This window comes from Nocardia sp. NPDC049149 (assembly GCF_043197455.1).
Classification (GTDB): Bacteria; Actinomycetota; Actinomycetes; order Mycobacteriales; family Mycobacteriaceae; genus Nocardia.
Window position 1 is genome coordinate 845,060 of record NZ_JBICTD010000002.1, and the last position, 26,088, is coordinate 871,147.

25 protein-coding genes and 2 pseudogenes are annotated in these 26,088 nt (G+C 66.3%); 8 read left to right on the forward strand and 19 right to left on the reverse strand.

The window, feature by feature from the left end:
• Positions 1-131 precede the first annotated feature (131 nt).
• From ACGFNJ_RS09665 to ACGFNJ_RS09675, 3 genes are all read right to left on the reverse strand, one after another.
• Complete coding sequence (locus ACGFNJ_RS09665) at positions 132-887, reverse strand: SGNH/GDSL hydrolase family protein (protein WP_393445397.1); 756 nt, start codon at positions 885-887, stop codon at positions 132-134.
• Positions 888-1,146: 259 nt separating this feature from the next.
• A complete protein-coding gene (gene glyA, locus ACGFNJ_RS09670; protein WP_393445399.1) occupies positions 1,147-2,442 on the reverse strand; it encodes a serine hydroxymethyltransferase in 1,296 nt (431 codons plus the stop codon).
• 107 nt (positions 2,443-2,549) lie between these two features.
• A complete protein-coding gene (locus ACGFNJ_RS09675; protein WP_393445402.1) occupies positions 2,550-3,128 on the reverse strand; it encodes a TetR/AcrR family transcriptional regulator in 579 nt (192 codons plus the stop codon).
• Between the two features lie 149 nt (positions 3,129-3,277).
• On the opposite strand from ACGFNJ_RS09675, the gene ACGFNJ_RS09680 reads away from it, so the two are divergent.
• Together ACGFNJ_RS09680 and ACGFNJ_RS09685 are read left to right on the forward strand one after the other, a co-directional pair.
• Positions 3,278-3,736 (forward strand): PaaI family thioesterase, encoded by a 459-nt coding sequence (locus ACGFNJ_RS09680; RefSeq protein WP_393445404.1) that lies wholly within the window; start codon positions 3,278-3,280, stop codon positions 3,734-3,736.
• Between the two features lie 18 nt (positions 3,737-3,754).
• Entirely contained in the window at positions 3,755-4,204 is a 450-nt protein-coding gene (locus ACGFNJ_RS09685; RefSeq protein ID WP_393445406.1) for a nitroreductase/quinone reductase family protein, read from the forward strand.
• A 290-nt stretch (positions 4,205-4,494) separates the two neighbouring features.
• On the opposite strand, the gene ACGFNJ_RS09690 is transcribed toward ACGFNJ_RS09685, so the two are convergent.
• Entirely contained in the window at positions 4,495-5,691 is a 1,197-nt protein-coding gene (locus ACGFNJ_RS09690; RefSeq protein ID WP_393445410.1) for a DUF885 domain-containing protein, read from the reverse strand.
• Between the two features lie 216 nt (positions 5,692-5,907).
• Between ACGFNJ_RS09690 and coaA the strand changes: the two genes are divergently transcribed.
• A complete protein-coding gene (gene coaA, locus ACGFNJ_RS09695; RefSeq protein WP_069164613.1) occupies positions 5,908-6,840 on the forward strand; it encodes a type I pantothenate kinase in 933 nt (310 codons plus the stop codon).
• A 6-nt stretch (positions 6,841-6,846) separates the two neighbouring features.
• Here the strand turns inward: coaA and ACGFNJ_RS09700 are convergent, their stop codons facing one another.
• On the reverse strand, positions 6,847-7,464 hold the full coding sequence (locus tag ACGFNJ_RS09700; RefSeq protein ID WP_393445413.1) for a hypothetical protein: 618 nt from the start codon (positions 7,462-7,464) through the stop codon (positions 6,847-6,849).
• A gap of 79 nt (positions 7,465-7,543) precedes the next feature.
• Positions 7,544-8,332 carry an isoprenyl transferase gene (locus ACGFNJ_RS09705; RefSeq protein ID WP_141717848.1) on the reverse strand — a complete coding sequence of 263 codons (789 nt, stop codon included), beginning with the start codon at positions 8,330-8,332 and terminating at the stop codon, positions 7,544-7,546.
• 188 nt (positions 8,333-8,520) lie between these two features.
• Here ACGFNJ_RS09705 and ACGFNJ_RS09710 point away from each other — a divergent pair, with 188 nt between their 5' ends.
• Positions 8,521-9,144, forward strand: coding sequence for a hemolysin III family protein (locus ACGFNJ_RS09710; RefSeq protein ID WP_393445925.1), 624 nt, complete (start codon positions 8,521-8,523; stop codon positions 9,142-9,144).
• A gap of 238 nt (positions 9,145-9,382) precedes the next feature.
• Positions 9,383-10,978 (forward strand): adenylate/guanylate cyclase domain-containing protein, encoded by a 1,596-nt coding sequence (locus ACGFNJ_RS09715; protein WP_393445415.1) that lies wholly within the window; start codon positions 9,383-9,385, stop codon positions 10,976-10,978.
• 89 nt (positions 10,979-11,067) lie between these two features.
• Here ACGFNJ_RS09715 and ACGFNJ_RS09720 read toward each other — a convergent pair whose 3' ends face one another.
• From ACGFNJ_RS09720 to ACGFNJ_RS09730, 3 genes are all read right to left on the reverse strand, one after another.
• The gene (locus tag ACGFNJ_RS09720) at positions 11,068-13,116 is read right to left on the reverse strand and encodes a thioredoxin domain-containing protein (RefSeq protein ID WP_393445417.1); all 2,049 of its coding nucleotides are present in this window, start codon (positions 13,114-13,116) and stop codon (positions 11,068-11,070) included.
• A 284-nt stretch (positions 13,117-13,400) separates the two neighbouring features.
• Positions 13,401-14,003, reverse strand: coding sequence for a hypothetical protein (locus ACGFNJ_RS09725; protein WP_393445421.1), 603 nt, complete (start codon positions 14,001-14,003; stop codon positions 13,401-13,403).
• A gap of 175 nt (positions 14,004-14,178) precedes the next feature.
• On the reverse strand, positions 14,179-15,102 hold the full coding sequence (locus tag ACGFNJ_RS09730) for a LysR family transcriptional regulator (RefSeq protein WP_393445423.1): 924 nt from the start codon (positions 15,100-15,102) through the stop codon (positions 14,179-14,181).
• Between the two features lie 135 nt (positions 15,103-15,237).
• On the opposite strand from ACGFNJ_RS09730, the gene ACGFNJ_RS09735 reads away from it, so the two are divergent.
• Together ACGFNJ_RS09735 and ACGFNJ_RS09740 are read left to right on the forward strand one after the other, a co-directional pair.
• The gene (locus ACGFNJ_RS09735; RefSeq protein ID WP_393445425.1) at positions 15,238-16,065 is read left to right on the forward strand and encodes an inositol monophosphatase family protein; all 828 of its coding nucleotides are present in this window, start codon (positions 15,238-15,240) and stop codon (positions 16,063-16,065) included.
• Positions 16,066-16,098: 33 nt separating this feature from the next.
• Positions 16,099-16,695, forward strand: coding sequence for an NADPH-dependent F420 reductase (locus tag ACGFNJ_RS09740; RefSeq protein WP_393445427.1), 597 nt, complete (start codon positions 16,099-16,101; stop codon positions 16,693-16,695).
• Positions 16,696-16,923: 228 nt separating this feature from the next.
• On the opposite strand, the gene ACGFNJ_RS09745 is transcribed toward ACGFNJ_RS09740, so the two are convergent.
• Positions 16,924-17,148 carry a hypothetical protein gene (locus tag ACGFNJ_RS09745; protein ID WP_393445429.1) on the reverse strand — a complete coding sequence of 75 codons (225 nt, stop codon included), beginning with the start codon at positions 17,146-17,148 and terminating at the stop codon, positions 16,924-16,926.
• Between the two features lie 33 nt (positions 17,149-17,181).
• On the opposite strand from ACGFNJ_RS09745, the gene ACGFNJ_RS09750 reads away from it, so the two are divergent.
• Positions 17,182-17,427 carry a hypothetical protein gene (locus ACGFNJ_RS09750; protein ID WP_393445431.1) on the forward strand — a complete coding sequence of 82 codons (246 nt, stop codon included), beginning with the start codon at positions 17,182-17,184 and terminating at the stop codon, positions 17,425-17,427.
• Positions 17,428-17,621: 194 nt separating this feature from the next.
• Here the strand turns inward: ACGFNJ_RS09750 and ACGFNJ_RS09755 are convergent.
• From ACGFNJ_RS09755 to ACGFNJ_RS09795, 9 genes and pseudogenes are all read right to left on the reverse strand, one after another.
• Positions 17,622-17,783: pseudogene (locus tag ACGFNJ_RS09755) on the reverse strand (DUF255 domain-containing protein); the annotation flags it as partial.
• 175 nt (positions 17,784-17,958) lie between these two features.
• A complete protein-coding gene (locus tag ACGFNJ_RS09760) occupies positions 17,959-19,443 on the reverse strand; it encodes an ATP-binding protein (protein WP_393445434.1) in 1,485 nt (494 codons plus the stop codon).
• A gap of 133 nt (positions 19,444-19,576) precedes the next feature.
• Positions 19,577-19,672: pseudogene (locus ACGFNJ_RS09765) on the reverse strand (DUF255 domain-containing protein); the annotation flags it as partial.
• A gap of 113 nt (positions 19,673-19,785) precedes the next feature.
• The gene (locus ACGFNJ_RS09770) at positions 19,786-20,823 is read right to left on the reverse strand and encodes a 2Fe-2S iron-sulfur cluster-binding protein (RefSeq protein WP_393445437.1); all 1,038 of its coding nucleotides are present in this window, start codon (positions 20,821-20,823) and stop codon (positions 19,786-19,788) included.
• A complete protein-coding gene (locus tag ACGFNJ_RS09775; protein ID WP_393445439.1) occupies positions 20,820-21,707 on the reverse strand; it encodes an alpha/beta fold hydrolase in 888 nt (295 codons plus the stop codon). The genes ACGFNJ_RS09770 and ACGFNJ_RS09775 overlap by 4 nt, the downstream gene beginning before the upstream one ends.
• Positions 21,704-22,654: an SDR family NAD(P)-dependent oxidoreductase gene (locus ACGFNJ_RS09780; protein WP_393445441.1), complete on the reverse strand. Its 951-nt coding sequence runs from the start codon at positions 22,652-22,654 to the stop codon at positions 21,704-21,706. Before ACGFNJ_RS09780 ends, ACGFNJ_RS09775 begins: the two co-directional genes overlap by 4 nt.
• Positions 22,651-24,222 (reverse strand): flavin-containing monooxygenase, encoded by a 1,572-nt coding sequence (locus ACGFNJ_RS09785; protein ID WP_393445443.1) that lies wholly within the window; start codon positions 24,220-24,222, stop codon positions 22,651-22,653. The genes ACGFNJ_RS09780 and ACGFNJ_RS09785 overlap by 4 nt, the downstream gene beginning before the upstream one ends.
• A gap of 30 nt (positions 24,223-24,252) precedes the next feature.
• On the reverse strand, positions 24,253-25,134 hold the full coding sequence (locus ACGFNJ_RS09790; protein WP_393445445.1) for a metal-dependent hydrolase: 882 nt from the start codon (positions 25,132-25,134) through the stop codon (positions 24,253-24,255).
• Between the two features lie 48 nt (positions 25,135-25,182).
• Positions 25,183-26,058, reverse strand: a complete 876-nt coding sequence (locus tag ACGFNJ_RS09795) for a metal-dependent hydrolase (RefSeq protein ID WP_393445447.1) — start codon at positions 26,056-26,058, stop codon at positions 25,183-25,185.
• Positions 26,059-26,088: the final 30 nt, after the last annotated feature.

Consider the following 26,088-nt stretch of genomic DNA (forward strand, 5'->3'; position numbering starts at 1 on the left):
GAGCGGGCGACGTTCGCAGCGCTTGCCGCCGCCATGGGCATCGCATTGCCCACCAACTGATCTCGCGGACGCGGTCCGGGATCAGGTGCGCCCGCGCAATTGCCTAAGGGCGCGGCCGGGACTCGGCGCGATCAGGCATGCGCACGGATCGCGTCGATGAGTAGGAGCGCCTCCTGATAGTGCCCAACTTCGTTGGTGTGCATCGGCTGTGCGGGCGATTCCGGAAGGACTCCTTCGACCCAGCGAATATCCTCCGGTGCACAGGCGTCGTGGCCGATGCTCGCCGGATAGACGTCGACGAAGATCGCGTCGTGGACGGCAGCCCGCTCCGCCAGCAAGGCATTCAGGGCTTGGATGCCTTGGTAGTACTGCTCGGCCAGGTCCGGCGGCAACGGCACCCTCGGAAAGCAGCCGCCTGCGCGCAGTCGCTGGAACTTGCCCATCACGAAGACCGTCGCGTGCGGCGCGCGTGCCCGGATATCGTCGAGCAGCGCATCGAGTTTCGGCGCAAGCGCCGACGCGGACCAGCCGCCCGCGACATAGTCGTTGATGCCGATGTCCACCGAGACGATCGTCGCGTCCTCGGTCACCGCGTCGAGCTGCGGAATGTTCGCGGCGTCGAACAGGAGCGACTGGGCCACATACATATCGTTGATCGCCGCACCGGAGCAGCTCGCGTCCCGCAGCGTCAGACCGAGCGCCTCGGCGGTCAGGTGTGCGTAGTTGCGGTCGGAGCGGAAACAGCCGAGCGGGTCGAGCTGCCTGCCGAAGAAGGGTCCCGCCGCGCTCGACTCACCAATGGACACATAGGTTCCCGCTACCTCGGCGGTGGCCGGCGCGGTCGCATTCAGCACTGCTGCGGCAAATATCGTGACCGCGCCGACCATTCGACCTATGCGCCTATCGACCACAGGTTGCCTCCCGCTGAATCGGTCATGACCTGAGCGTTCGCTCGATACCTTCGCCGATCAGCGTGCCGATACCGGGTATCGAGAACGTCAGCGGGGCTATACAGCCCGCATTGAGCGACAGGCTAGCAAACCAAATGGCGCGACGATCGACTCCGCATATGACTCGGGCTCGCCCACCAGGTCACCTAGACCGTGATGGACGAGCCCGGCAACGAATTCGCGTGGCCGCCTGCGACTAGCCGAGCAGGCGCCAGTCCTCCAGACCCTCGTACAGCGGAACGCTCTGCGCCAGCTTGGTGACCCGGCCCCGCAGCGTTTCCACGTCGGAGGTGCCTGCCAGCGCGGTCGCGATGACGTCGGCGACCTCGGTGAATTCGGCATCGCCGAAGCCACGGGTGGCCAGCGCGGCGGTGCCGATGCGCAGGCCCGAGGTGACCATCGGGGGACGCGGGTCGAACGGAACCGCGTTGCGGTTCACCGTGATTCCGATCTCGTGCAGCAGATCCTCGCCCTGCTGGCCGTCGAGCTCGGAGTTGCGCAGGTCGACGAGCACCAGGTGCACGTCGGTGCCGCCGGTGAGCACGCTGACGCCCTTGCCGGTGACGTCGGCGGCGGTCAACCGCTCCGCGAGGATCTTCGCGCCGGACAGGGTGCGCTCCTGGCGGTCCTTGAACTCACCGCCCGCCGCGATCTTGAAGGCGACGGCCTTGGCGGCGATCGCATGCATGAGCGGTCCGCCCTGCTGGCCGGGGAACACCGCGCTGTTGAGCTTCTTGGCGAAGTCCTGCTTGGCCAGGATCAGGCCGGAGCGCGGTCCGCCGAGCGTCTTGTGCACGGTGGAGGAGACCACGTGCGCGTGCGGGACCGGCGAGGGGTGCAGGCCTGCGGCGACCAGGCCGGCGAAGTGCGCCATGTCCACCCAGAGGTAGGCGTCCACCTCGTCGGCGATCGCGCGGAACGCGGCGAAGTCCTGCTGCCGCGGGTAGGCCGACCAGCCTGCGACGATCACCTTCGGACGGGTCTCGAGCGCGATCTTGCGCACCTCGTCCATGTCGATGCGGTGGTCTTCTTTGCTCACGCCGTAGAAGTGCGTCTCGTACAGCTTGCCGGAGAAGTTCAGCCGCATGCCGTGGGTCAGGTGACCGCCGTGCGCGAGGTCGAGGCCGAGCAGCTTGTCGCCGGGGTTCATCAGCGCCATCAGCACCGCGGCGTTGGCCTGGGCGCCGGAATGCGGCTGCACGTTGGCGAATTCGGCGCCGAACAGCTCCTTGGCGCGGTCACGGGCGAGCGTCTCGACGACGTCGACGTGCTCGCAGCCGCCGTAGTAGCGACGGCCGGGATAGCCCTCGGCGTACTTGTTGGTCAGCACGCTGCCCTGTGCCTGCAGCACCGCGCGTGGCACGAAGTTCTCGGAGGCGATCATCTCGAGGGTGTCGCGTTCGCGGGCGAGCTCGCCCGCCATCGCGGCAGCCAGCTCCGGATCGAGCTCACCGAGAGACTGAGTATTGACAGAGGCCGTCGTCTGCGTCACCGCATCAGTCTATGGGCCGCCGGTGTGGTGTCCGGCACGGGGTTCATCCCACGTCTCGTAGTCGCCATCGCCTGATCGACGCCACCGTGTCGGCCCGCCACAACGTGTCACGCCTTCGGCTCCGGCGGCAGGTAGCGCGCCAACAGCACGGTCAACTGCTTCTGCGCATCGTCGAGCGGCTGCGTCGATTTCATCGCGCGCGACTGCACGATGGCGCCCTCCAGTGCGCTGAAAACGAAGCTCGCGAGCGAGCCGGCCTCCTCGGCGGGCACGCCTGCCGCGACCAGTCCCGTGCCGAGCTTGTCGTGCCATTCGGTGAACACCTCGCCCGCCGCGGCCTGGACTCCCGGCTCCGATTCGGCAAGGGCCGCACCGACGATGGGGCATCCGGTGCGAAACGCACTGGTTTCCAGGGCCGTGACCCACCAGCCGGTCATCGCGTCGAGCCAGTAGCCGGGCTGCTTGGTGGCAATGATCTTGTCGATCACCGCGCTGAGCCTGGTGCCCGCGATCCTGGTCGCGGTCTCGACCAGTTCGCTCTTTCCGGCCGGAAAGTGCTGGTACAGCGAGTTGCGCGAGGCCTTGCCCCGTTCGAGGAGTGCGGCAAGGCCCGCCGCGTGCACGCCCTGCTCGCGGACCAGTTCGATGGCGCTCTCGATCAAGCGGGTGCGTGGACCGGCGCTCATCCGAGCACCGCCGTCCGGCGCGCATCCCGCGACGCGACGCGTTCGACGTTCACGCGGCGTCCTCCTCACACGTGGTTGCGTGAACCAATCGGTTCATGCTCCAATCATGACAGATGTGGACCGATCGGTTCATCGAAAGGACGGATTTCATGTCGGAAGCCACCATCGATCTCGCCCAGTTGTCGGGCCTCGAACTGTTGCGGATCGGGATGACCAGGACGGATCGTCCACCGTTCATCGGCGACATGCTCGGCATGGAGGTGGACGAGCTCGAACACGGCAGGGTGGTCTTCGCGGTCCGGACCCGCCCCGACTTCGCCAACCCGCTCGGCACCACACACGGCGGCATCTGCGCGACGCTGCTCGATTCGGTGATGGGGTGCGCGGTGCACACCACGCTGGACGCGGGCGTCGGGTACACGACCCTGGAGCTGAAGGTCAACTACATCCGCGCCGTGCCGACCGACGGCCAGCGGCTCACCGCCACCGGCACCACCATCCACGTCGGCCGCACCACCGCGACGGCCGAGGGCCGCGTCGTCGACGAACAGGGCCGGCTGGTCGCGCACGGCACCACCACCTGCGTCATCCTCCGGGGAAACCGCTGAACCAAAGGAGTATTCGCTATGAGTGCACGCAGTACCGAAGCTGCGGTTCGCAAGTTCCGGCGTGAGCGTTTCATCGGCCGTTACTTCGCCAATCCCGCCGTCGCATTGCTGGATCGGATCGGCATTCGCTCCGCCTTCATCTCGGAACTGGAGACCATCGGCGCCAAATCCGGCCAACCACGCCGGGTTCCGGTCACCGCCTCGTTCGACGAGGACGGCGCATGGGTGATCTCCCAGCACGGCCGCCGCTCCGGCTGGGCGCGCAACATCGCCGCCGACCCGAACGTCCGGCTGCGCCAAGGAAAGCGCTGGTACACGGGAACAGCCGCGTTCGTCCCCGACGACGACGTGGTCGCGCGCGCCCGCAGCTTCGCCAAGGGCCGGGTCCCCGAATCGGCCGCGGAATGGACGATGAAGGCGCTCGAGAGCGACCCGATCTCGGTACGCATCACCTTCGCCGACGCCTGAAACCGATTGCGCCACAGCACGGCACGGGTCATGCCCCTAAAACTAGGGGCACCCCCACGGACGACAAGGTCGGGCAAAGTGACCGGTTAGTCTGATCAAGACTCTCCCGACTCACTACCCAGAGGTAACAATGTTCCTGCTCTCCCCTGTCGCAGCCAGCCCGATCGAAACCTTGCTCAAGGCGCTGCTGCAGTCCATGTGTTCCATCTCGGCAGGCCAGAACTGCCCCACCGCCTAACAAGCAGGATCGAACAGCCGGCTGATGCCTGGTGGCGCACGGCCGCCAGGCATCAGCCGCGTCGAATCGCCCCAGGGGTGAGTGGTTCGTCGAGCAGCCGCCGGAAGCGGTCGGTCCGCTCGTCGGCATCCACCGCCTGGTCCAGCCAGCCGCCGAGCAGGCGGTACCCCTCCACATACGTCGAGATATAGGCCCGCCACAGCGGCGAGGACAGAAAACGCAGCGACTGCCGCGCCCGTTCCAGGGTGGTCAGGCCCCAGGTCTGCAGGAACTCGGCGACCTCGTCCGTACTGCGCCGCCGATCGTGCAGCAGCAGCGCCGCGTCCTGACGCACGCCGAGCAGCTTCGCCGAAGCGTTCGAAAGTCGTTCCGCCCGTTCGCCGTCGAAGCGCAGTCCGAGATCGGCGTAGATCTCCTGCGCCCACCTGCCCCAGCCAGGCCCGACGATCGACCGCAGCGCCAGGTCGGCGAGGCCCTCCGCCATCAGACACTGCGGGGTGTTCACCACGAACAGCGTCTGCTCGGCCTGCCCGGCCGCGACCAGCCCGGCCTCCTTACGGCAGTGCTCGGTGTGGTGACCGGGGTAGGACTCGTGCGCGATCAGGTGCGGCAGGTGCGCCATGTGCTGTTTGAGGTCGGCGTTGATCGCGACCCGCGAGTGGAAATTGCCGAGGTAGTAGTTGAAGCCGGACCACGGCTTGTCGCCGACCACCTCGTAGATGACGTGCTCGTGATCGGGCAGCGGATAACGGTCGCGCACCAGTTCACGCAGCGCACCGGAGAACGCTTCGACACAGGCGGACAGGCGCTCCCGCGGAATCTCGTCGGCCTTGCGGTGCGCGGCCACCCGATCGACCAGCGGACCGTCGCCCGCCAGCACCTCGTCCATCTGCCGATGCGCGTCCCGGTAGTCCTCGACGTCGCCGGGGGCGATGTCCACGTCGAAGTAGGCACGCACCTCATCGACGAAACCGATGTCGTCGCCCGCGAACTTGCGACCGGAGCACTCCAGCGCCCGCAGATGCACATCCAGGAATTCGGTGCGCTCCGCGCCGAGGCCTGCCTCGGGCAGTTCGTCGCGCAGTGCGGCGGCCTTGCGGGCCAGCTGCCGCGGTTCGGGCGCCGGTGCGTCGGCGACCGCGCGGCGCAGCGCCGGATCTCCGGTGAACGCGTCGACGAACCCGTCCTCGAGCCGGTCGAATGCCAGGCCGAGCCGCAGGTACTCCGTCACGAGTGGATGCGCTTCCATCCGATCGACATTAGCCGCATGCGACCGGCGGCCGGGTGCGGCGCCGACGCCGCCTATCGACCTCGAATACCTGCCGGAATGCGGCATCATCCATCCGGTTACCACCCGGTAGAGGTACCCCGCTTTTCTCACGATGTTGACGCAGAGCAGAATTCGGTCATGCGGCGAAAGCTAGACGGTATGGGTGCGTGTTTGCCGAACTGGAGCGTCGGGTAAGTGGCACGAATGAGCGAGCCGAGCCCGTATGTGGAATTCGACCGGAAACAGTGGCGCACACTGCGTAAGTCGACTCCCCTCGTGCTCACCGAGGAAGAACTGATCGGCCTGCGCGGCCTCGGCGAACAGATTGATCTCGAAGAAGTCGCCGAGGTCTATCTGCCGCTCGCTCGCCTCATCCATCTGCAGGTGGCCGCGCGGCAACGACTGTTCGCCGCGACCGCAACCTTCCTCGGCGAGACGCACCCCGATCAGCAGGTGCCCTTCGTGATCGGCGTCGCAGGCAGCGTCGCGGTCGGGAAGTCGACCACCGCGCGTGTGCTGCAGGCGCTGCTGTCGCGCTGGGATCACCACCCGCGCGTCGACTTGGTCACCACCGACGGATTCCTCTATCCCACCGCGGAACTCACCAGGCGCGGCATCATGCATCGCAAGGGATTCCCGGAGAGCTACGACCGCCGCAAGCTGCTTCGCTTCGTCACCGAGGTGAAATCCGGTGCGCCCGAGGTGTGTGCGCCGGTGTACTCGCACATCTCCTACAACATCGTGCCGGACAAGTTCCACTGTGTGCGCCAGCCCGACATTCTCATCGTCGAGGGCCTGAACGTGCTGCAGACCGGGCCACGGCTGATGGTCTCCGACCTGTTCGACTTCTCGATCTACGTCGATGCCCGCATCGAGGACATCGAGAAGTGGTATGTGCAACGGTTTCTCGCGCTGCGCAAGACCGCGTTCGCGAACCCGAACGCGCATTTCCATCACTACGCCGGATTCACCGACGAGCAGGCGACCGTCACGGCGCAGGAGATCTGGAACAACACCAACCGCCCGAATCTGGTGGAGAATATTCTGCCGACCAGGCCACGCGCCACCCTCGTGTTACGCAAGGACGCCGACCACAGCATCAATAGGCTGCGACTGCGGAAATTGTGATCCCGCTTACAATTTCCAGGCCTCGTCGAGGCGTTTCGCCACATTGATATCGCGGGCCGCGGCAATGTGCGGTTTGCGGATCTCCTTGGCGATATAGCGGGCGATGAATCGCCGGATCTCCTGATCGACGCTGGCCACGATGCGCAGTAGTTGCCCGCGGACAGTGCCGGTGGCGACGTTGATCCTGACGTCGCTCGAGCGCGGGGTGGCGATCTCGATGACGACCCGCAGCGGTGCGGCCGCGCGCACGATCAGGTGCAGGTGGATGTGGCCGTCGACCTCGAAGCGGTGCTTGTCCAACGCCAGATCGATGAGCATGTCGACGCTCAGCGGAATCTTCAGCTGGAACGAGATGACGTCCTCGATATCGCGGTGCACCTGCGCCTGTCCGAGCAGCACCTGCGCACTCGCCTTCGCCAACCGGCCTGGGCCGACCCCGATCGGGCCGAAATCGAATGCGGCGCCGGTCAACTGGTCGAACGCGCCGAGGATGCGCTCCTCGGTGGCCGCGTATTCGAGGAACCGGCGCCCGAAGTCTTCGTAGCTGATGTAGGACACCGGCGCACGATCGTCGTCGGCCGCCGGGTCCCGGAAACCGTCGGATCGGCTGTCGAGGTCGCTCATCGGTCCGCCGATCGGGGCAGGCTCGAACGCCGCTGAGCCAGAGCCCCTTCCGGGCGGCCTGGTGCGTTGATCGGCGGCGCTAGATGCCGAATCTGCGGTGTCTGGCCGCGTAGTCGCGCAGCGCCCGCAGGAAATCCACACGCCGGAATTCCGGCCAGTACGCCTCGGTGAACCATATCTCCGAGTATGCGCTCTGCCACAGCAGGAATCCGGAGAGGCGCTGCTCACCGGAGGTGCGAATGACCAGATCAGGGTCCGGCTGGCCCGAGGTGTAGAGGTGCTGACCGATCGCGTTCACGGTGATCGACTGCACGAGATCCTCGCCGGTTTCGCCCGCAGCGATCTCCTGACGGACCAGCGAGCGCACCGCGTCGGTGATCTCCTGCCTGCCGCCGTAGCCGACGGCCACGTTCACGTGCACGCCATCGCGACCCTCGGTGCGCTCAGCCGCGGTGCGGATCCGCTTGGCGACCAGCTCGGGCAGCCCGTCCAACGATCCGACGACCCGCACGCTCCAATTCTGTTCCGGCGCCGACAGTTCCTCGACGACGTCGGTGATCACCTCGAAGAGCGTCTCGAGCTCGTCGGGATCGCGCAGCAGGTTCTCCGTCGACAGCAGATAGACGGTGACCATCTCGATGCCCTCGGCCTGACACCAGCCGACGAGTTCGGCGATCTTCACCGCGCCGACCCGATGGCCGTGGCTCACATCGGTGAAACCGTTCTCGCGGGCCCACCGTCGATTGCCATCGCACATCACCGCGACATGGCGGGGATGTTGTTTGCCGGCCAGCTGCTTGGTCAGCCGGGCCTCGTAGATGCGATACGGCAAACCCCGCACCTGAACCGGAAGCTCCACGCGGGCCACCCTACGCCTTAGCGGCGCGATCTCGGCAGCGACCGCATATCCCGGTACAGTGACGCCAGGGCCGTAACCTACGGCGCCGTAGGTTACCGGGCGGTTCAACCAGGAGGTAGCTCGTGTCCGAATCCATCGGCGTCACCGACACCGGAGTGGCGGACGGCACGCCGATCGATGCGCTCTTCAAGCCGCGGATGCGCGGCTGGATCCACACCTGGGCGGTCGGCATCGCGGCCGTCGCCGCCATCGTGCTGATCGCGAAGGCGGCCACCGTCTCGGCGACCGCGGGCTGGTCCACCCTCGTCTATGGGCTGACGGTGTGTGGGCTGTTCGGCATCAGCGCGGTCTATCACCGGGTCACCTGGCCGACTGTGCAGGCACGCATCCGGATGAAGCGGGCCGACCACTCGATGATCTTCCTGTTCATCGCGGGCAGCTACACGCCGTTCGCGTTGCTCGGCCTGCCAGGTCGCACCGGGCAGAGGCTGCTCATCGTGGTGTGGGCGGGCGCGCTGGCAGGCGTCGCGCTGAAACTGCTGTGGCCCACCGCGCCTCGCTGGGTCGGCGTGCCGCTGTATCTGTTGCTCGGCTGGGCGATCGTGCCGGTGGCCGGGCAGCTGAACACCAACATCGGCATCGCACCGCTGATCCTGCTGCTGATCGGCGGACTGTTCTACAGCGGCGGCGCGATCCTCTACGCGACCAAATGGCCGAACCCGTGGCCGACCGTGTTCGGGCATCACGAGTTCTTCCATGCCGCGACGGTGCTCGCCGCGCTGACCCACTACGTCGCGGTCTGGCTCGTCGTGTTGCGCTGACCGGCACGAACCCGTCCGGCGGCAGAGAGCCTGCGGCCGACGCGTTCGACAAGATCACCGGGAAACCGGCTTTTGCGGTCGGGCTGGTTCTAAGCTCGTTGTTCGTGTTCTACCTCGGTGCCGCCCCTAGCGCCGCGCTGTCGGCGTTGGCCATCGTGCCGATCCCATCGACGGCCATCGTGCCGATCCCATCGACCGCCCCCGCAGCGGGTTTCTTGTCGTCCCGAAGCCTGGCGACATGATCGCGCGCCTCGTCATCTGGGCGCTCAAAGCGCGTGCGGGCTTGGCTGCTGTGGTGATCACCACCAACTTCAGCGGTCTCGCGGTGATCGTGATCGAGTTGTGGCTCAGCGGCTCGCTCACCAGGCTCGGCGCCGAATGGTTGCGGTCGACGGCGGTGGTTGGCATCTATCCCGCGCTGGGCCTTGCGTTCGGGGTCGTGCTCGCCGTCCGGGACCGCAGCCAGCATTTCGGCTGGCTGGACGCCGGACGCAGACCGACCGAAGCGGAAGCGCGACAGGTGCTTCGCCTGCCGATCATCATCACCACGCGGGCGCTGGCCGTGTGGAGCATCGGCATCATCCTGGGGCCGCTGATCCTCGTCCAGCTGGCACCGAACACCGATCCGATGGTGACAGCGGCACTGTTCGCCCTCGGCGGGTTCGAATCAGTGGGGTTGACCTTCCTCATCGTCGATCGGTTGATCCGGCCGACCATCCCGGTGGTGGCCGCCGTGCTCGGGCCGACCATGCACTGGAGTTCCTCGGTCCTCGTCCGGGTCGTGGTGAGCTGGGCCGTGGCGTCCGCACTTCCGCTGCTGATGCTGATCGTGGTGCTGGCCAATCCGGTGGCCGACCCGCACGATCGGGTGCGCACCGCCATCTATCTGTCGATCGTCGGACTCGGCGTCGGTGCGCTGGCGACCGCCTTTCTGGCCCGCGCGGTGGCTTCGCCGATGCGCATGCTGCGCGCGGCGCTCGACCGGATCACCCAAGGCGATCTGGACGTGCGGGTTCCGGTCGGCAGCACCAGCGAGATCGGGCGGCTGGAGAACTCGGTCAACGAGCTGGCCGCGAATCTGTCCGAGCGGCAACGGATGCGCGATCTGTTCGGCAGGCACGTCGGCACCGAGGTGGCCGAGCGCGCGCTCGCCGGTGGCCTCGACCTCACCGGCGATGTGCGCACGGTGACCGCGTTGTTCGTCGATGTGACCGGCTCGGTCGAACTGTCCACCGGGCTGCCGCCGGAAGAGTTCGTCGCCAAGCTGAATCGGCTGCTCGCGACCGTCGTCGCGGCCACCGAGGAGAACAACGGACTGGTCAACAAGTTCGAGGGCGACGCGGCGCTGTGCATCTTCGGTGCCCCGATCGCCCTGCGCGACAACGCGACTCCCGCGCTGCGGGCGGCCCGCCGCATCCGGGACGAGGTGGTCGCCGCCGGCGAACTCGATATCGGGATCGGTGTCGCACACGGCCCGGTCTTCGCAGGCGATGTCGGCTCCGACACCCGCCTGGAATACACCGTCATCGGCGACGCCGTCAACGAGGCGGCCAGGCTCACCACCGAGGCGAAAGAGGTGCCGCGCCGAATCCTGGTGAGCGGCTCCGTCATCGAGGCCGCTGCCGCGCACGAGCGCGCGAAATGGGCTCTGTACGAAACGATCCTGCTGCGCGGTATGAAGCAGCCGACCGCGTGCTGGACCGATATCGACAAGCGTGCCGTCACAAAGACCCGGAACACCACCCGGCCCGAGGCGCCCATCGTTCACCCCGAACCGGCCATCGACCCCAGCACGATTGTCGAAGTCTCCACCACCCCAACGGAAACCGACTGACCGTCTCGCGTGAACGACGGAACCACAAAGGGTCCACACGGTTCACAGCAGTTGTAGGTGCTGTGCACCGTGTCGAACCTCTGTGGACGTCAGGGGCGTTCGAGGGCGGCGCGTAGCTCGGCAGCGGTGGCGACCGGGAGGTCGCAGACGGTGCCGCGGCAGACGTAGGCGGCGGGTTCGCCATGCAGCAGGGGGCGGTCGGCCAGGAGCGGGGCCGAGTTCGGCGGGGCCGCAAGGATCACCGTGCCACCCGGAGCGGTGGCGCGGGCGGTGGTGAGCAATTCGCTTGGCTTGCTAGGTGCTTCGGTGGCGATGGCGACCTGGAGCGGGCCGCGCAGGGCCGCCTCGGCGACCGTGAGCCACTGGCCTGCCGACCGTGGGGCGCGGGCCAGCACGACCGCGCCGCGCTGGAGGGTCTGGGCGGCCAAGGCGCGATAAGGCACGGCGTGGTCGACGTCGCCTGCGGCACCGGCGGTGAGCAGTGCCTCGGCGAGAGAGGACGCACCGGCCGGGGTGGCGCCATCGATGGGGTCGCGCGGGCGGGTGACCAAGGTTTCGGCGTCGTCGGCGGTGTCGAACCAGCTGCCGGACACAGTGGGGTCGGCGAAATGCTGAATCGCCTTGTCCAACAAGCGCTGTGCGTCGTCGAGCCAGGTACGTTCGCCGGTGGCTTGATGCAGGGCGAGCAGGCCGGTCACCAGCCAGGCGTAGTCTTCCAGCACGCCGGGCGATGATCCAGCGACGCCGTTCAGCGAGGCGCGGCGGACCCGGCCGTCGATCACGTGCTCGGACAACAGGAATCGCGCGCAGCGAGCGGCGGCGGCCACCCACTCCGGCGCATCGAATGCGGCACCTGCCTCGGCAAGAGCGGTGATGGCTATGCCGTTCCACGCGGTGACCACCTTGTCATCGCGGTCCGGCTGCGGACGGCCGTCGCGCGCTTTGCGTAGGGTGTCGCGGATTCGTTCGAGCCGAACATGGTCGTCGGGATCGGTGTACCGGGTGAGCACCGAGGTACCGTGCTCGAAGTTCCCGGCGGTAGTGACGCCGAAAACCGCTGCGGCCCAAGCGCCGTCGTCGGGACCCAGCTCGCCGATCAACTCGGCAGGCGTCCACACGTACGTCGCGCCCTCGACCCCCGGCTTACCGGGTTCGAGATGAGTGTCGGCGTCGAGAGCAGACGCGAACCCACCCTGCTCGGTGCCGAGATCGTCGAGCAAGAACTGCACGGTCTCCCGAGTGACTCGATGCGCGAGCGATTCCGGTGCACCGGCGTCGGTTTTCGTGCGCCGCGCCAAATGCGCGTAGGCACGCAGCAATTGGGCGTTGTCGTAGAGCATCTTCTCGAAATGCGGGACCACCCAGGCGGCGTCGACCGAATACCGCGCGAACCCACCCCGCAACTGGTCGTAGATGCCGCCGCGCGCCATGGCCTCCGCAGTGCGATGCACCGCCCCGAGGACGTTCGCGGCACCGGTCCGCTCCCAGCTCCGCAACAGGCCCTCCAGCAACGCCGAAGGCGGAAACTTCGGCGCGCCACCGAAACCGGCATGCTTGGGATCCTCGTCGCGCAACACCGCGGCCACCGCATGATCGAGCAGTTCCGCGGTGATCGCGAAATCCGCATCGGGCAGTCCGGCCGCCTGCGCCTGCAATGCCTCGGTCACCTGCGCCGACGCCTGGTCCACCTCGCCCCGCCGGTGCTGCCAGGTATCGGTGATCGCGGTGAGCAACTGCGTGAACGACGGCATCCCACCCCGCGGCTGCTTCGGGTAGTACGTCCCGCAGTAGAACGGCTCCCCCGCAGGCGTGAGGAAGCACGTCATCGGCCACCCGCCCTGCCCCGTCATCGCAACCGTGGCATTCATGTACACCGCATCCAGATCGGGCCGCTCCTCCCGATCCACCTTGATGCAGACAAAATTCGCATTCATCAGCTCCGCAGTCGCCGCATCCTCGAACGACTCGTGCGCCATCACATGACACCAGTGGCACGACGCGTATCCCACCGACAACAAGATCGGCACATCCCGCTCCCGCGCCTCCCCCAACGCCTCGGCAGTCCACTCCTGCCAATGCACCGGATTGCCCGCGTGCTGTCGCAGGTACGGAGAAGTCGCGTTCCCGAGCCGATTCATACCTCCACCGTCTCACACGATGACCCGCAGGCATCACCTCCGACGAGGCGACCCAGCAGACTCCGACGCAGCGCGTGCCCGCCGAAACCCCGCAGCACCTCAGCCGCCCTCGATCCGAGCCGCTGAGTCCCTCGGGATCGTGTGGTTGGCGCCGAGCCGGTAACAGGCGGCGAACTCGGCGCAGAACCGGGATGGGGCCACCGACCCCGCTCCCGAACGCCCGAGCAGCGGCATAGAACGGACGTTCCGAGGCTCTACCCCGCTCGTCCGACACACGGCCGTGACTATCGGACCCGAGTCAAGCACAGCGTCAACGGATCCGGCTTCGGATAGAGGATGGTGTCGCGCGCGGACGCGGTGATGCCGCACACGGATCGGTCGGCGCGCCCGGCGAATATTTGATTCACTTTGAAATCGACGCCCGGGCGGCAGGACGACACCTTGGCGGCGGCCAGCAAGGCATCGTCGCTGACGCAGTCGCCCTCGGCGACGTTGAGGCGCAGACACAGCGTGTAATCGTCGGGGCTGGCCTCATAGAAGCTGACGTAGTCCCGATTCGGGCAGTCCGGGCTGGCGTGGTCGACCCGTTGCGACACAGGGGTATTCGACAACAACCACCGACTCGATCGGTCCACCCGCAGTGCCACTACATAATTCGCGTCCGGATCGCCGCACTCCTTCGGCACGAGCTCCGGCCGGTAGTTGAGGCCGGACAGCTTCGCGCACTGGCCGACCTCGATCCGCGGTGGCCCGGACCACGATGCCATCACTGCAGCGGCGATACCACCGGTGACCAGAGTCAACACCGCGGCAAACAGCAAGATATGGCGCGCGAGCCTGCGACCGTCGCCGGATACGGGGTACATCGCGTCTTTGCTCCGCTTCATCTAATGCATGGTCGGCAGAGCACGTTCTTCCTCTGCATCCTCCGAAGAGGCGACATCCATCATCTGCTCGCGCACGTCATTTCCGGATCACTGTTTGTTCGAGGCCCTCCTATGCAGCCGAAAGCGCTGTCCCGGATGCGGTTTGGTGATCGGTCGAAAGAATTCGCCGGCGGGATCACGCACTGACCGAGGCGGGAGCCCTCATCGCACTGGTCAACGCGGTCCGCGCCAGATCGCGTAGCCAGATGTGCGCAGGGTCGGTGTCATAGCGCTGATGCCATGACAGGTACGCCCGGGCAGGCGGCAGGTCGAACGGGAGCGGGAGCAGGACCAGGCCGAGATCTGTGGCGACCGAACGCGTCGTGGATTCGGGGGCGGTGACGAGAAGGTCGGAGCCGCGCACGAACTCGAGCGCGGCTCGTTCGGTGGGCGCGGTCGCCACCACGCGTCGGGCGAGGTCGAGCCGTGCGAGAGCCTCGTCGAGGATGTTGCCGAGCTTTCCGCGCCGCGAGACGGTGATGTGCTCGGCCGCGGCATACCGCGCGGCGGTGACGGTCTCGACCTGGGTGAGCGGGTGCCCCCGCCGTACGACAATGACGTGCTGGGTCTCGGCCACCTCAGCGGAGCGAATCTCCGGTGCGGTCGGGCGGTCCGCGTTCGCGGCGAGGTCGACCTCGCCGCGCCGCAACTCGGGGGTGTCGATGCTCGATTCCGCGATGAAGCGCAGACGAACGCCCGGCGCCTGCTCGCGCACGGCAGCGAGCAGGGCGGGGCCGCTGAGGGCGACCAGTGCGTCGTGCCAGCGCAGCGTGAAGGTGCGCTCGAGCGTCGCCAGGTCGAGTTCACGGCTTGGCGCGAGCACACCATGGACCTGCCGCAGCAGGTCGTGCACCTGTTCCCGGACCGCGAGCGCGTAGGGCGTCGGGGTCATCGTGCGTCCAGTGCGCACCAAGATCTGATCCCCCGTCGTGCGCCGGATTCGGCCGAGGCTTCGGCTCATCGCGGGCGCGGTGACGTGGAGTCGGTCGGCCGCGCCGGCCACACTGCCTTCCTCCAGGAGAGCGTCGAGCGCGGCGAGCAGATTCAAATCCAATTGCATGAGAGTCATGCTAGCCGTGCTTTACATGCACTTGATGTTAATGATGACTGCTCCTAATGTTCGAGATGCGGGCGCAAGAAGCCACGATTTCCGCCCGATTGACCTCATACCCCTTGCTCGGATTGGAGCACCACCATGCCCGAAACGATTCGAAACACCGGTGTTGTCACAGCGGCCGCCTCGGACGCCAACCTGCTCGCACAGACCGCGATCGCCGTACGCACGGCGAGTTCGGCACTGCGGGAGCGCTTCGGCGACGTAGTCCGCTACCAGACCCGCGAAGAGCTGATGCGCGCGCTCGCCGCCAACGACGACACAGTTCTCGACATCCTGCGCCCCCGCCTCGAAGCCCTGCGCCCGGACGCCCGCTGGGTCGAGGCGGAGTTGGACGGCGGCGCTCTGCCAGCCGGCGAATGGTGGATCGTGGATCCGGTCGAAGGCAACATCAACCACCTGCACGCTCTGCCGGAGTGGGCGGTGACCGCCACCCTCGTACGCGACAACCAACCGGTGCTCACGGCGGTCCACCTGCCCCTGACCGGCGAGACCTACACCGCGCTCGCCGGCGCCGGCGCCCACCGCGACGGTAAGCCGCTGCACGTGTCGGGGACCACGGACCTCGGGCTGAGCATCGTGGCCACGAGCCAGGCCAGGCCGGACGAGGACGAGAATGTCGTGCGGCGGATCGGCTCCTCGATCACCGAGATGCTCGTCGACGCGCTCGTGGTGCGGATAGCCGTGCCCGCCACCCTGCACCTGCTGAACGTGGCCGCCGGCCGGATCGACGCCTTCTGGCAGTTCGCCGGTGCCCGCGCGGACTTGCTTCCCGGGGCGCTGCTCGTCGCCGAGGCCGGCGGACAGATCTCCGACGCCGAGGGCCGCCCTTGGACTTTGGAGAGCGACAGCTTCCTGGCCGCAGCGCCCGGCGTGCACGCCACTGCGGTCGCCACCCTCTCCCGCTGACCAGACCAGAACAGAAACCGTAAGGACTTCAGCATGAGCACTATCACCATTCTCGGCGGCGGCCGCGTCGGCGGCGGCCTGGCCACCGCCCTCACCCGGGCCGGGCACACAGTGACCGTGGCGGACCGCTCGCCGGGCGCTGCCACCGACGCGGTCCAGACAGCGCAGATCGTCATCAATGCCACGCCGGGCGCCGGCTCGCTGGAGCGGCTCGCCGCGCTGCGCGAGCAACTGCGCGGCAAGATCCTCGTCGACGTCGCCAACGCCACCGTCGACGGACCGGACGGACTGCCCGCCGATCTCCTCTACCCCGGCTCGAGCCTCGCTGAGCAACTCCAGGAGGCGCTCCCCGAGACCCACGTCGTCAAGACGCTCAACACAATGCTGCACTCGGTGATGACCGCGCCCGCCGCGCTCACCCAGACGCCGACCGCGTTCCTCTCCGGCAAAGACCCGGAGGCCAAACAGGTAGTCCGAGGGCTGCTCACGGACCTCGGCTGGCACCAAGAGTGGATCACGGACCTCGGCGGGATCGAGACCGCACGTGCCACCGAAGCCGCAATCTTGTTCGTACCCCACGTGATCCGATCCAGCGGTTTCGCGCCCTTCGCAATCTCGATCGCTCGCTGATCCACACAGACTGCATCCCCTGCCGACAGCGTCGCTGATGATGCCACCACACCATCAGCGACGCACTACCTCGACTGTTCTCGACGCGATCCAGGAGGTGCTCGCCCTCCTGCGCGCCACGGCTATCCCGCTCGACGCGCAGAGCGCCCAACTGATTCGCTGGTCAACACAGCGAGAGATGATGCCGCGGTCATGATCGCGCCTCATGCCGCGGCATCATTGCGTCAGCTATTCGGCACGCTTCTCGATCTCACGCTGCATGGCTTCAAGGAGCTCGACGGCGTCGGCTTCGTTCTCGATCTGCCGACGCCGCATATCGAACTCCTCATACCGCTCCGTGGAAATCCGCTTGGCCTCGTCGGCTGAAACGGCCTTGCGGCTGACATCGAGAATTCCCTTGGTATACGGGCGCGGGTCGACACGGGGTATCCCGATGACTGGCGGGAGTTCCATGAGGAGATCGGTCGGCCTGCACCGAGCGCATGGGTGAGTGTCGCCGTTCCGGACGCGGGCACCTCGGCGGCCCTCGATCCGAGCCAATCGGAGAGCACCTCGGCGGAAGGCTTCGCGATGGAGCTGGCGCGAATTCTGCAGGATGACATACAGATTCATCTGAGAGAGCCGTGGCCCAAAGATCGCACCAGGAGCGGTTCGTCCCTGGAACCATCCGAGACCGGTTGGCGGAGCCTGGGTGCGCAGAACTACATCGTTCCGTACGGCCAGTTGAAATGATGGCGGCCCGGAGCATTCGGCGATCGTGTCGGCGAATTGTTCTGGGTTGCCGACACGAACTACGGGGCACACTCCCCGGATCTCCGTGTCCAACCTGGCGAGGACGACACCATCGACAGTCGGGAATCTTCGTCAGGTTGCATCGCATCTCCGCAGGTAGCAACACCTTTCGAAGACTATGGTACTTCGCAACTCACATGACACCAGTGGCAGCTCGCGTACCCGATGGACAGCAGAATCGGCACATCCCTGGTGGCCGCTTCGGCCAGCGCCTCAGCGTCCTACTCCCGCCAATGCACCGGATTGTCAGCGTGCTGACGCAGATAAGGCGATGTCGCACTTGCCAATTGGTTCATACCCATCAACCCTCCTGTATTGCGCCGACACACAACACACTCCGCCCGCTCAACCTCGACCCACAAATCCGGACTTGCCAGAATGACAAACCTGTCTCGCCACCAGGCTGCGGACTCGTGCGCCATCACCTGAAGAGTAGTGCGCCATCACATGACGCGGTCGAGGAAGCCGAGGCTATTTCGTCAACCGGTAGGTGGTGCGCCGGCCCGCGCCACCTACCTGTTCAACCCACCCTGCTTGTCGCATTCCGTTGAGCGCCTTCCGGATTCCTTGTGCCGAGAGTCCTACCGTGGCTTGCAACTCGGGAACGGTAGCTGGTCCTTCGGCGAGCAGGTCGGCGATCTTCTGCTGGGTCGAGTTGAGCGTCGGCCGGTCGGTCTGGGCTGGAGTGTGACCAATAAGGTCGGCCTTGCTACCGACCTGTGGAGCGCCGGTGTAGGTTCCGGTTTTCAACACAACTGTGAATCGGATCCCGGAGTCGGCGTATTGAGCCGGAGGGAGTCCGGCGGCGTCGAGCGCCTCGGTGATGGTGGGAATTCCGGTGGCCAACGCCTCGATGACTCGCCCTCCGGACTCGGGCGACCTCAGGTATTGGCAGATCTTGACCAGCCACATGTTTCGGGCCGATGTCACCGCTTCCTTACCAAGCCGATCCAATGTGATTCCGTAGAGACCACCGGGATTGGTAACAACGAGCCGGTCCCGGCGAAGACGTACTTCGATGGCCATTCCAGCTGACCAGCTGTCGAGGTCGCGATGGAGAAGGGCGTTCGCGATCAGCTCACGGAACGCCGCCAAGGGATATGCGGGGACGTCGACAACGGTGCCATCCCGCTGTGAAACGATCGCGGTGTCGAAGGTTTGCCGAGCCCAGTCCAGAGCAGCATCCAGCATCCTTGGTATCGGACCCGAAATAGTTACCTGATTGCGTGCACGCGTCCCGGGGCGATCGGTTGCCAACGGCTCGGCAGCAGCTTGTATTACGTAGCGCGGCAGCCATTCTTGAGGGTAGATGCCAAGGGCGAGCAGTCCAGCCACAGTGGGAATTCCGTCAGCGGTCAACGCCCCGGCCCGCCGGAGCAGTTCGTCCCCGCTGAAGCGTCCCAGCCCATTTCGATCACGGTCTTGAACATTGCGTGTGAAGTCCTCGACCAGCTGGTCGTCCAGTTCCGCCCTGGTCGCACCCAGCACCGGAGCGCGATCGAACATCGGCGGATTCCGAGCCGACAGAAACGCCTGCTCCTCCAAAGCCGACATCTTGAAATCGCCATCGTAGCCACGCATGAACGCCGCACCGGTCGCACTTATTCGGCAGGGCTTCGCAGATTCGTCGCATTCGTGAACGATTGCCATCACGACCGGCTGCCCTTCCACAGTCTCGTCGGCGATCGTCAGCCGGATCGGCGGCGTGAATGCCCGAGCCTTTTTCGCCAAGCCCTGCTTCAACTCTTGCGTGTTGGTCAGCCCGACCGGTCGAAAGCCGCGGTTCTCGTCCAGGCCGAGGACTATCGTTCCGCCACCTGGTTGATTCGCCAGGGCGGACAGCGTCGAAGTAAGTGACTCCGGGAGACCGCCGGCAGCGGATTTCACCTCAACATCGGTAAAGTCACCACCGAGCGAACGGAGCGTGTCCAGAAGCTGTGCGAAAGTCCGGGCCATCGGGGAAACGCTACCTTAAACGCAACTGAAACGCAACCAAATCTGGTTGCGTTTCCTCGAATAAGATGCGCTACCTGCACAAACGCAGCTAGTAGCCTTTGCGCATCACATGACACCAGTGACAGCTCGCCTACCCGATCGACAACAGGATCGGCACATCCCGCGCCGTCGCCGCCGCCAGCGCCTCTGCGTCCCACTCCCGCCAATGCGCCGGGTTATCGGCATGACGAGCTCCACGCCCTCATCACCGCCGACCGGTAGCGCAGGAAACCACCGCCGCGCAGGCCAGCACACTGCGCGACAACGCCGGTTCGCGGTAACGAATCAGAGTGCTCGCGGGCGCTATTGGTCGAACGCGATGTGCAGGTCGTCGGACTCCGGCAGGGTTTGGCAGGCCAGGGTGAGCCCTGCGGCTAGCTCGTCGGCGATGAGGGACTCGTTCATGAGCATGCGGGTGCGGCCCTGCCGGACAGTGCAGACGCAAGTTCCGCAGGCTGATTCGCGGCAGACGTAGGGGGCGTCGAGACCATGGTCGAGGAGGACGTCCAGGAGCTTCCGGTTTCGCGGCCAGTCGAGTACGACCGTCTCTCCGTCGATGTCGACGCGCACGGTGGCGGAGTCGCCGGTCGCGCGGCGCACCGGCGCGAGTGCTGTTTTTTCGAAGGGGTTTTCGGTCAGCGAGTGGTATTTTTCCTGGTGAATATTGCGCTGCGGCAGGCCAAGCTGCGCCGCCGCGGCCGTTGCGACGTCGATGAATCCGGCGGGGCCGCAGAGGAATACATCCCTAGTCCGATACGGGACCAGCAGGTTCGCAACGCCGTCCACGGTCGGCAATCCACGACCGGATTCGAGCCAGTGCGTAACGGTCAAGCGCTCGGGGAATCGACGGGCCAGCCGCTCGAGCTCGTCGGCGAAGATGATCGAGCTCGGCTCGCGGTTGGCGTAGAGCAGCGCGACCTGCCCGGTGCCCGCCGTAAGCACCGATCGGATGATGGACATGATCGGGGTGATGCCGCTGCCCGCCGCGCACAGCAGCAGGTCGGCGTCCAGGGAGCGCGGCGTGCAGGCGCCCGCCGGTTCCAAGACGCTGATCATCGAGCCCGCGGTGATGTTGTCACACAACCAGTTCGAGGCGTATCCCCCTGGTGTGCGTTTGATGGTGACCGCGAGCCGGTCATCGCAGTGCGGACTGCTGCTCAGCGAATAGCAGCGGGCGACCGAGCCGGTGCGTTCGCTCGGCACACGCAGCGTGAGGAATTGGCCTGGCGCATAGCTGAATCGCCCGGCGAGATCCTCCGGGATGTCGAAGACGAGCGTGACGGCGTCGGCGGTCTCGGCGATGACGTCACAGATCTTCACCTGGTGCGCACGGGGATTCATACCGCCACCTCCTCGCGCGGTGCGACGGCGCCACAGAGCACATGCAGGTGCTCGGTGATCTCCTCGCGCCGCTCGTACGGCAGCTGATGACCGGAACCTGGATACTCGATCAGTCGCGCATCAGGCAGCTGCGCAGCGAGGGCCCTCGCGTAGCGCACGGGGGTGATGGTGTCGCGGGTGCCTGCCAGGATGACGGTCTCGACCGCCGCGAACCCGGCAAGGACGTGGAAACGGTTGTGCCGTAACATAGACGAGCCCATGTCGGCGACGGCCCGTGGATGCGCCTGTGCCGCCTGCCAGACAACGCGGGTGAGGTCGTGGCGGCGCGGGTTGGCGCCGAACATGCCGAACCGGTTGAGCTGCCGCAGCAGAAACAGCGGCCGGGCAGGCATTCTCGTGCGCGCGATCAGACCGGCGACCAGGGATTCGAGTGCCGGAAAGCGCAGTAGCAGTGCACGACCCGTCGCAGGCAGCTCGCCTGCCCCGGTGGCCACCATGGCGACCCCTCGGGTGCGGGACCGCACCAGCTCGGGGTGCCGTTCAGCCAACGTCATCAGCGTCATGCCGCCCATAGAGTGACCACCGAATACCACCGGCCCGCTCGGCGCGAGGTCGGTGACCACGTCAGCCAGATCATCGGCCAGCATTTCCAGACTGGCCCGCGTCCGTGCCGAAAGTCCGTGCCCGCGATGGTCGTACGCAATCACGCGTAGCGCCGGATCGGCCCGGACGAGCAGCTCGGCAACGTCCTCCCACGACCGGCTCGACAGCCCCCAGCCGTGCAGGAGCAGCACGGTGACCTTGCCGATCGGCGCGCCCCATTCGGTGATGTGCAGCCAGACCCCACCGGGTCGCGGAAACCGGTACTCGCGCCTCGCGGTCATGACCGGGCTCCGGCCGGTGTCGCCGCGGCGGGCACAGCGGTGCCCTGCGCTACGGGTTCGGTACCCAGCAAGCGCAGTGCGCGCACACCGAGCTCCTCGAGCCGCTGCGTCGTGAAGGACCGGGCGATGTTCCGGTTGATGCCGGGTGCGAGGCGCAACAGGAAGTAGCCGAGCCAAGCCTCAGCACGAACCGGTACGACGGCCAAGTCGAATCGCATGGCGCGCACCGCGGCCCGCGCAACCAGGTCGGGACTCATCGGCGAAAACGGCAGCTTGGCGGCAAATTCTTGGATCTTCTCGCTGACCTGCAATCCCCTGGCGACGAGGTCCTGGTCGATGCCGACGTAGGTGGCGTGCTTGCCGATGTCGGTGTTGATGACGCCGGGGCAGATCGCGCTGACGCCAATGCCTTTCGGCCCGAACTCCAGCCGCAAGCACTCGGTGAGCATCTTCACGCCCGCCTTCGACACCGAGTAGGCGGGAAAGGCCGGTGTCGGCGTGAATGCGGCGGCCGAGGCGATATTGACGATATGGCCCGGCATCTCGTGCTCGATCATCATCGCGCCGAACGTGCGGCAGCCGTGCACCACGCCCATCAGATTCACGCCGAGCTGCAGGTCCCAGTCCTCGGGTTCCAGGTCGACGAACGCGCCGCCGACCATGATCCCGGCATTGTTGACCAGCACATCGGGCACCCCGTGATCGGCGAGGACGTCCCTGGCGAAGGTGCGCCATGCCGCGGGGTCGGTGACGTCGAGCCGGGCCGGGCTCGCGGTGCGGCCCGCTGCCTGGATCATCGCGACGGTGGCCGAGGCGGCGTCCAGATCGATGTCGGAGACGACGACGTGTGCGCCCTTGCGCGCGAAGCGGATCGCGATGGCCCGGCCGATGCCGCTGCCCGCACCGGTCACCACGACGAGGCGAGGCTGCAGATTGTTGAGTTTCACACCGACTCCTTGGCAGTGGCGACGACCTCGGCGGCAGGCGAGGAGCCGATCGAGTAGCGGTACACATCCAGATCGAAATGCCGGTTGTGCCAGTACATTTCGCCGTGCGTGGTGGGGCGGAACGGCGAGTCGCCGTGATTGTCGATGTAGTAGGTGTTCGAACCGGCGCAGGTCGGGGTGAACAGGAAGTTCCGTTCCTGGCGCCGCAGGCAGTGCCGGAAGTACTGGTCGTGCGCTTCCTGCCGGATCTCCACGACGTCGGCGCCCCGGCGGCCCGCCTCGGCGATCGTGCGACTCAGGTGCGCCGCGGTGGCCTCGATCATCCAGATGTAGGAACCGAGCACGAACCCGTAGGGCCCGGTGATGGTGAACGCGTTCGGGAAGCCGGGAACCGACACGCCCTGATACGACTGGAAGCGATGGGCGTCCCAGAAGGCACCGAGCTCCATGCCGCCGCGCCCGCGCACCGGGAAGGGCGGGACCGCACCACGGTCCCACAGCTTGAACCCCGTCGCGCAGACCAAGACGTCGATCTCGTGCTCGACCCCGTCGACGGTGCGCACCCCGCGCTCGGTGATCCGCTCGATCGAATCGGTGACCAGGCTGACGTCGGCACGGTTGAAGGTCTTCAGATAGTCGTTCGACATCGAGGGCCGTTTGCAGCCCAATCCGTATTTCGGCGTGAGCTTTTCCCGGAGCACCGGATCGTCGACCTGGTTGCGCATCCACCGCCGCACCGGGATCTCACCGGCCTGGCGTAGCGCGGTGCCGAGCCAGGCAGGCCCGGCAAGATTCCCGCTCATCGCTACTTCGGTGGCCACGGTGCCGAGCAAGCGCGCCGCCGAGCGCAACGGCTTGTTGCTCAGCAGGGCGCGGCCGAGTGAACCCACTTCCGCGTCGTTCTTGGGGAAGACCCAGATCGGGGTGCGCTGGAAAACGGTGAGGTGCGCGGTATCGTCGACGATCGCCGGAATCAGTTGTAACGCAGTGGCACCGGTGCCGATCACCGCGACCCGCTTGCCCGCGAGCGACAGATCGTGATCCCACATCGCGGTGTGCACGAGGCTGCCCGTGAAATCGTGCAGCCCCGCGATGTCCGGCATCTTCGGGCGTTCCAGCCCGCCGACCGCCATGACGACGTAGCGCCCGGTGATCTCCTGACCGCCGTCGGTGACCAGCCGCCAGATGCTGTTGGCCTCATCGAAATTCGCGGCGACGATGGTGGTGTTCAGCCTGAGCTTCGCACGCAACCCGTACTTGTCCACCATGCCGTCGGCATAGTCGCGCAGTTCGGCGCCGGGAGCGTAGATCCGGGACCAGTCGCCGCGTTGCTCGTAGGAAAAGCTGTAGATGAACGACGGGATATCCACGGCAACACCCGGGTAGGTGTTGGCGTGCCAGGTGCCGCCGACCCGGTCCCACTTGTCCACGATCAGAAAGTCGTGAATTCCCTTTCTCTGCAATGCGATTCCGGTGCCGATCCCGCCGAACCCGGCGCCGATGACGACGACCTCGTGGTCCGGCCGTGCCTGCACCGGCACAGGGGTATTGCCGTTCTTGTTACCCATGGTCTGATCCGATCCCGGTTCCCGCGCCTGCTACTTGACTCGATCGCGCAATTGGCCATCGGTCCCGAATAATTCGAGCCGCCACTGCTCCAGGAGGGCGGTGGTGTCGATGTCGTCGGGGTGGAAGTCGCGGACCATGTAGGTGCGCAGCTCTTTCATCAACCCGCGCACCACCGGGCCACGGAACAGCTCGATCGCCTGTCTGGTCACCGTGATCGGATGCCATGCAGTGCGATCGGCGAGGATCGAGGCGATCACGGCGATGGACAGAAACGGGATAACCCCGTAATACATCACCGCCATGGCCAGGATGCGCGTCTCCTCGGACCCGTCGACGGCACGGAACACGTCGAACGCCACGGATTTGTGTTCCAGCTCCTCGAAGGCATGCCAGTCGAGCAGATGCCACACCTCGGGATCCCCCGGTATGGCCCGGATTTCCTCGTTGGACAGCACCCGCTGCGCCATGGTCGCCGTGTAGTGCTCGGCGGCGGCGGTCAACGCCAGGTGCAGGTGCCGCGGCAGCAGCCGCTCCGCGCGGATGAATGTCTTCTCCCGACGGGAATCCTTGGGGAAGTCAGCCACTTTGACGAACAGATAACCCAGCTCGATGAGCTGTTGGTTCAGCACCCGATGCTGATTGCCGTGGACCGCCTCTTGCCCGATGAATCCGGCCACCCGCTTCTTCAGCGCCGGGTCGGTGATCTCGTCCGCGAAGCGGCGCACCGAACGAATGAAGGACTCCTCGCCCGGCGGGAAGCCGCCCGACAGCAGGGCGACGAGATGGCTCAGGACGATATTGCCTTCGATGAAATGCCGCTGGATCGGCTCCGGCTGTCCGAACCGGAAGCGCATCCGCCGAACTTTCGGGTAGGCGACCGAGGTTGGCAACGACGCTGTTGGTTTACTCATGACATTCCTTGCGTGACAAGCTGATTGACGAGGCGCTGATTCCGCGACCTATTTGAGGTGATCGACGAGCGTGCCGTCGGGGCCGAAGAGCTGCTCCTGCCACCGCCGCAGCACCGCTGTGGTGTCGATGTCGTCGGGGTGGAAACCGGGCCGCAGGTATTTGGCGAGTTCGACCAGCACTCCGCGAAACACCGGACCGCGGAACAGCTCCCAGCTCTGCCTGGCCACGGCCACCGGCTGCCTGCGAGCGATCGGGTCCCGCGCGAGCGACACCAGCAGATTGCTGAAGGTGAGCGGCATCGTCAGCAAATACATCGCGAGCATCACCCCGATGCGAGTGGCCTCCGATCCGCCCACCTCGCGGTAGACATCGAAGGCCACCGACTTGTGTTCCATCTCTTCGTAGGCGTGCCAATACATCAGGTTCCAGATCTCCGGCTCCGCCGGAATCGCCTGGATCTCTTCGCTGGTCAACATCCGCTCGGCGAGCACCGCCGTGTAGTGCTCCGCCGCGGCCGTCATGGCGAGGTGGACGGTCGCGGGCAGCCGCTGCTCCAGCCGGGTCAGCCCGGCGCGGTACTCCTCGGTGTCCATCCATCGGAGAAAGTCGTAGCCGAGCGCGAACAGGCGCTCGTTGAGCTGCCGGTGCTCGAGCCCGTGCATCGCTTCCTGTCCGATGAACGCGGCCACCCGCTTCTTCAACACCGGATCGGTGATCTGGTCGGCGAACCGGCGCACCGATCGGATGAAGCTCTCCTCCCCGGCCGGGAATCCCGCCGAGAGACCTGCGACGAAATGGCTGAACACCATGTCGTTTTCGACGAAGTACTTCCCGTGCGACTCGGTCGCGCCGAAGCGGAACTTGATGCGTCTGACCTTGGGGTATGCCGCAGGTCGCCGGTCGTTGCTCGTTGCTGTTGCCATGTCCGCCACCACTCTGTCTGGGACAATTCC

Bases quoted from the DNA above. Each gene is read 5' to 3' on its own strand.
- ACGFNJ_RS09665 (WP_393445397.1), bottom strand. From the start codon at position 887: ATGGTCGGCGCGGTCACGATATTTGCCGCAGCAGTGCTGAATGCGACC.
- ACGFNJ_RS09675 (WP_393445402.1), bottom strand. From the start codon at position 3,128: ATGAGCGCCGGTCCACGCACCCGCTTGATCGAGAGCGCCATCGAACTG.
- ACGFNJ_RS09680 (WP_393445404.1), top strand. From the start codon at position 3,278: ATGTCGGAAGCCACCATCGATCTCGCCCAGTTGTCGGGCCTCGAACTG.
- ACGFNJ_RS09685 (WP_393445406.1), top strand. From the start codon at position 3,755: ATGAGTGCACGCAGTACCGAAGCTGCGGTTCGCAAGTTCCGGCGTGAG.
- ACGFNJ_RS09690 (WP_393445410.1), bottom strand. From the start codon at position 5,691: ATGGAAGCGCATCCACTCGTGACGGAGTACCTGCGGCTCGGCCTGGCA.
- ACGFNJ_RS09700 (WP_393445413.1), bottom strand. From the start codon at position 7,464: ATGAGCGACCTCGACAGCCGATCCGACGGTTTCCGGGACCCGGCGGCC.
- ACGFNJ_RS09710 (WP_393445925.1), top strand. From the start codon at position 8,521: ATGCGCGGCTGGATCCACACCTGGGCGGTCGGCATCGCGGCCGTCGCC.
- ACGFNJ_RS09715 (WP_393445415.1), top strand. From the start codon at position 9,383: ATGATCGCGCGCCTCGTCATCTGGGCGCTCAAAGCGCGTGCGGGCTTG.
- ACGFNJ_RS09720 (WP_393445417.1), bottom strand. From the start codon at position 13,116: ATGAATCGGCTCGGGAACGCGACTTCTCCGTACCTGCGACAGCACGCG.
- ACGFNJ_RS09725 (WP_393445421.1), bottom strand. From the start codon at position 14,003: ATGAAGCGGAGCAAAGACGCGATGTACCCCGTATCCGGCGACGGTCGC.
- ACGFNJ_RS09730 (WP_393445423.1), bottom strand. From the start codon at position 15,102: ATGCAATTGGATTTGAATCTGCTCGCCGCGCTCGACGCTCTCCTGGAG.
- ACGFNJ_RS09735 (WP_393445425.1), top strand. From the start codon at position 15,238: ATGCCCGAAACGATTCGAAACACCGGTGTTGTCACAGCGGCCGCCTCG.
- ACGFNJ_RS09740 (WP_393445427.1), top strand. From the start codon at position 16,099: ATGAGCACTATCACCATTCTCGGCGGCGGCCGCGTCGGCGGCGGCCTG.
- ACGFNJ_RS09745 (WP_393445429.1), bottom strand. From the start codon at position 17,148: ATGGAACTCCCGCCAGTCATCGGGATACCCCGTGTCGACCCGCGCCCG.
- ACGFNJ_RS09760 (WP_393445434.1), bottom strand. From the start codon at position 19,443: ATGGCCCGGACTTTCGCACAGCTTCTGGACACGCTCCGTTCGCTCGGT.
- ACGFNJ_RS09770 (WP_393445437.1), bottom strand. From the start codon at position 20,823: ATGAATCCCCGTGCGCACCAGGTGAAGATCTGTGACGTCATCGCCGAG.
- ACGFNJ_RS09775 (WP_393445439.1), bottom strand. From the start codon at position 21,707: ATGACCGCGAGGCGCGAGTACCGGTTTCCGCGACCCGGTGGGGTCTGG.
- ACGFNJ_RS09785 (WP_393445443.1), bottom strand. From the start codon at position 24,222: ATGGGTAACAAGAACGGCAATACCCCTGTGCCGGTGCAGGCACGGCCG.
- ACGFNJ_RS09790 (WP_393445445.1), bottom strand. From the start codon at position 25,134: ATGAGTAAACCAACAGCGTCGTTGCCAACCTCGGTCGCCTACCCGAAA.
- ACGFNJ_RS09795 (WP_393445447.1), bottom strand. From the start codon at position 26,058: ATGGCAACAGCAACGAGCAACGACCGGCGACCTGCGGCATACCCCAAG.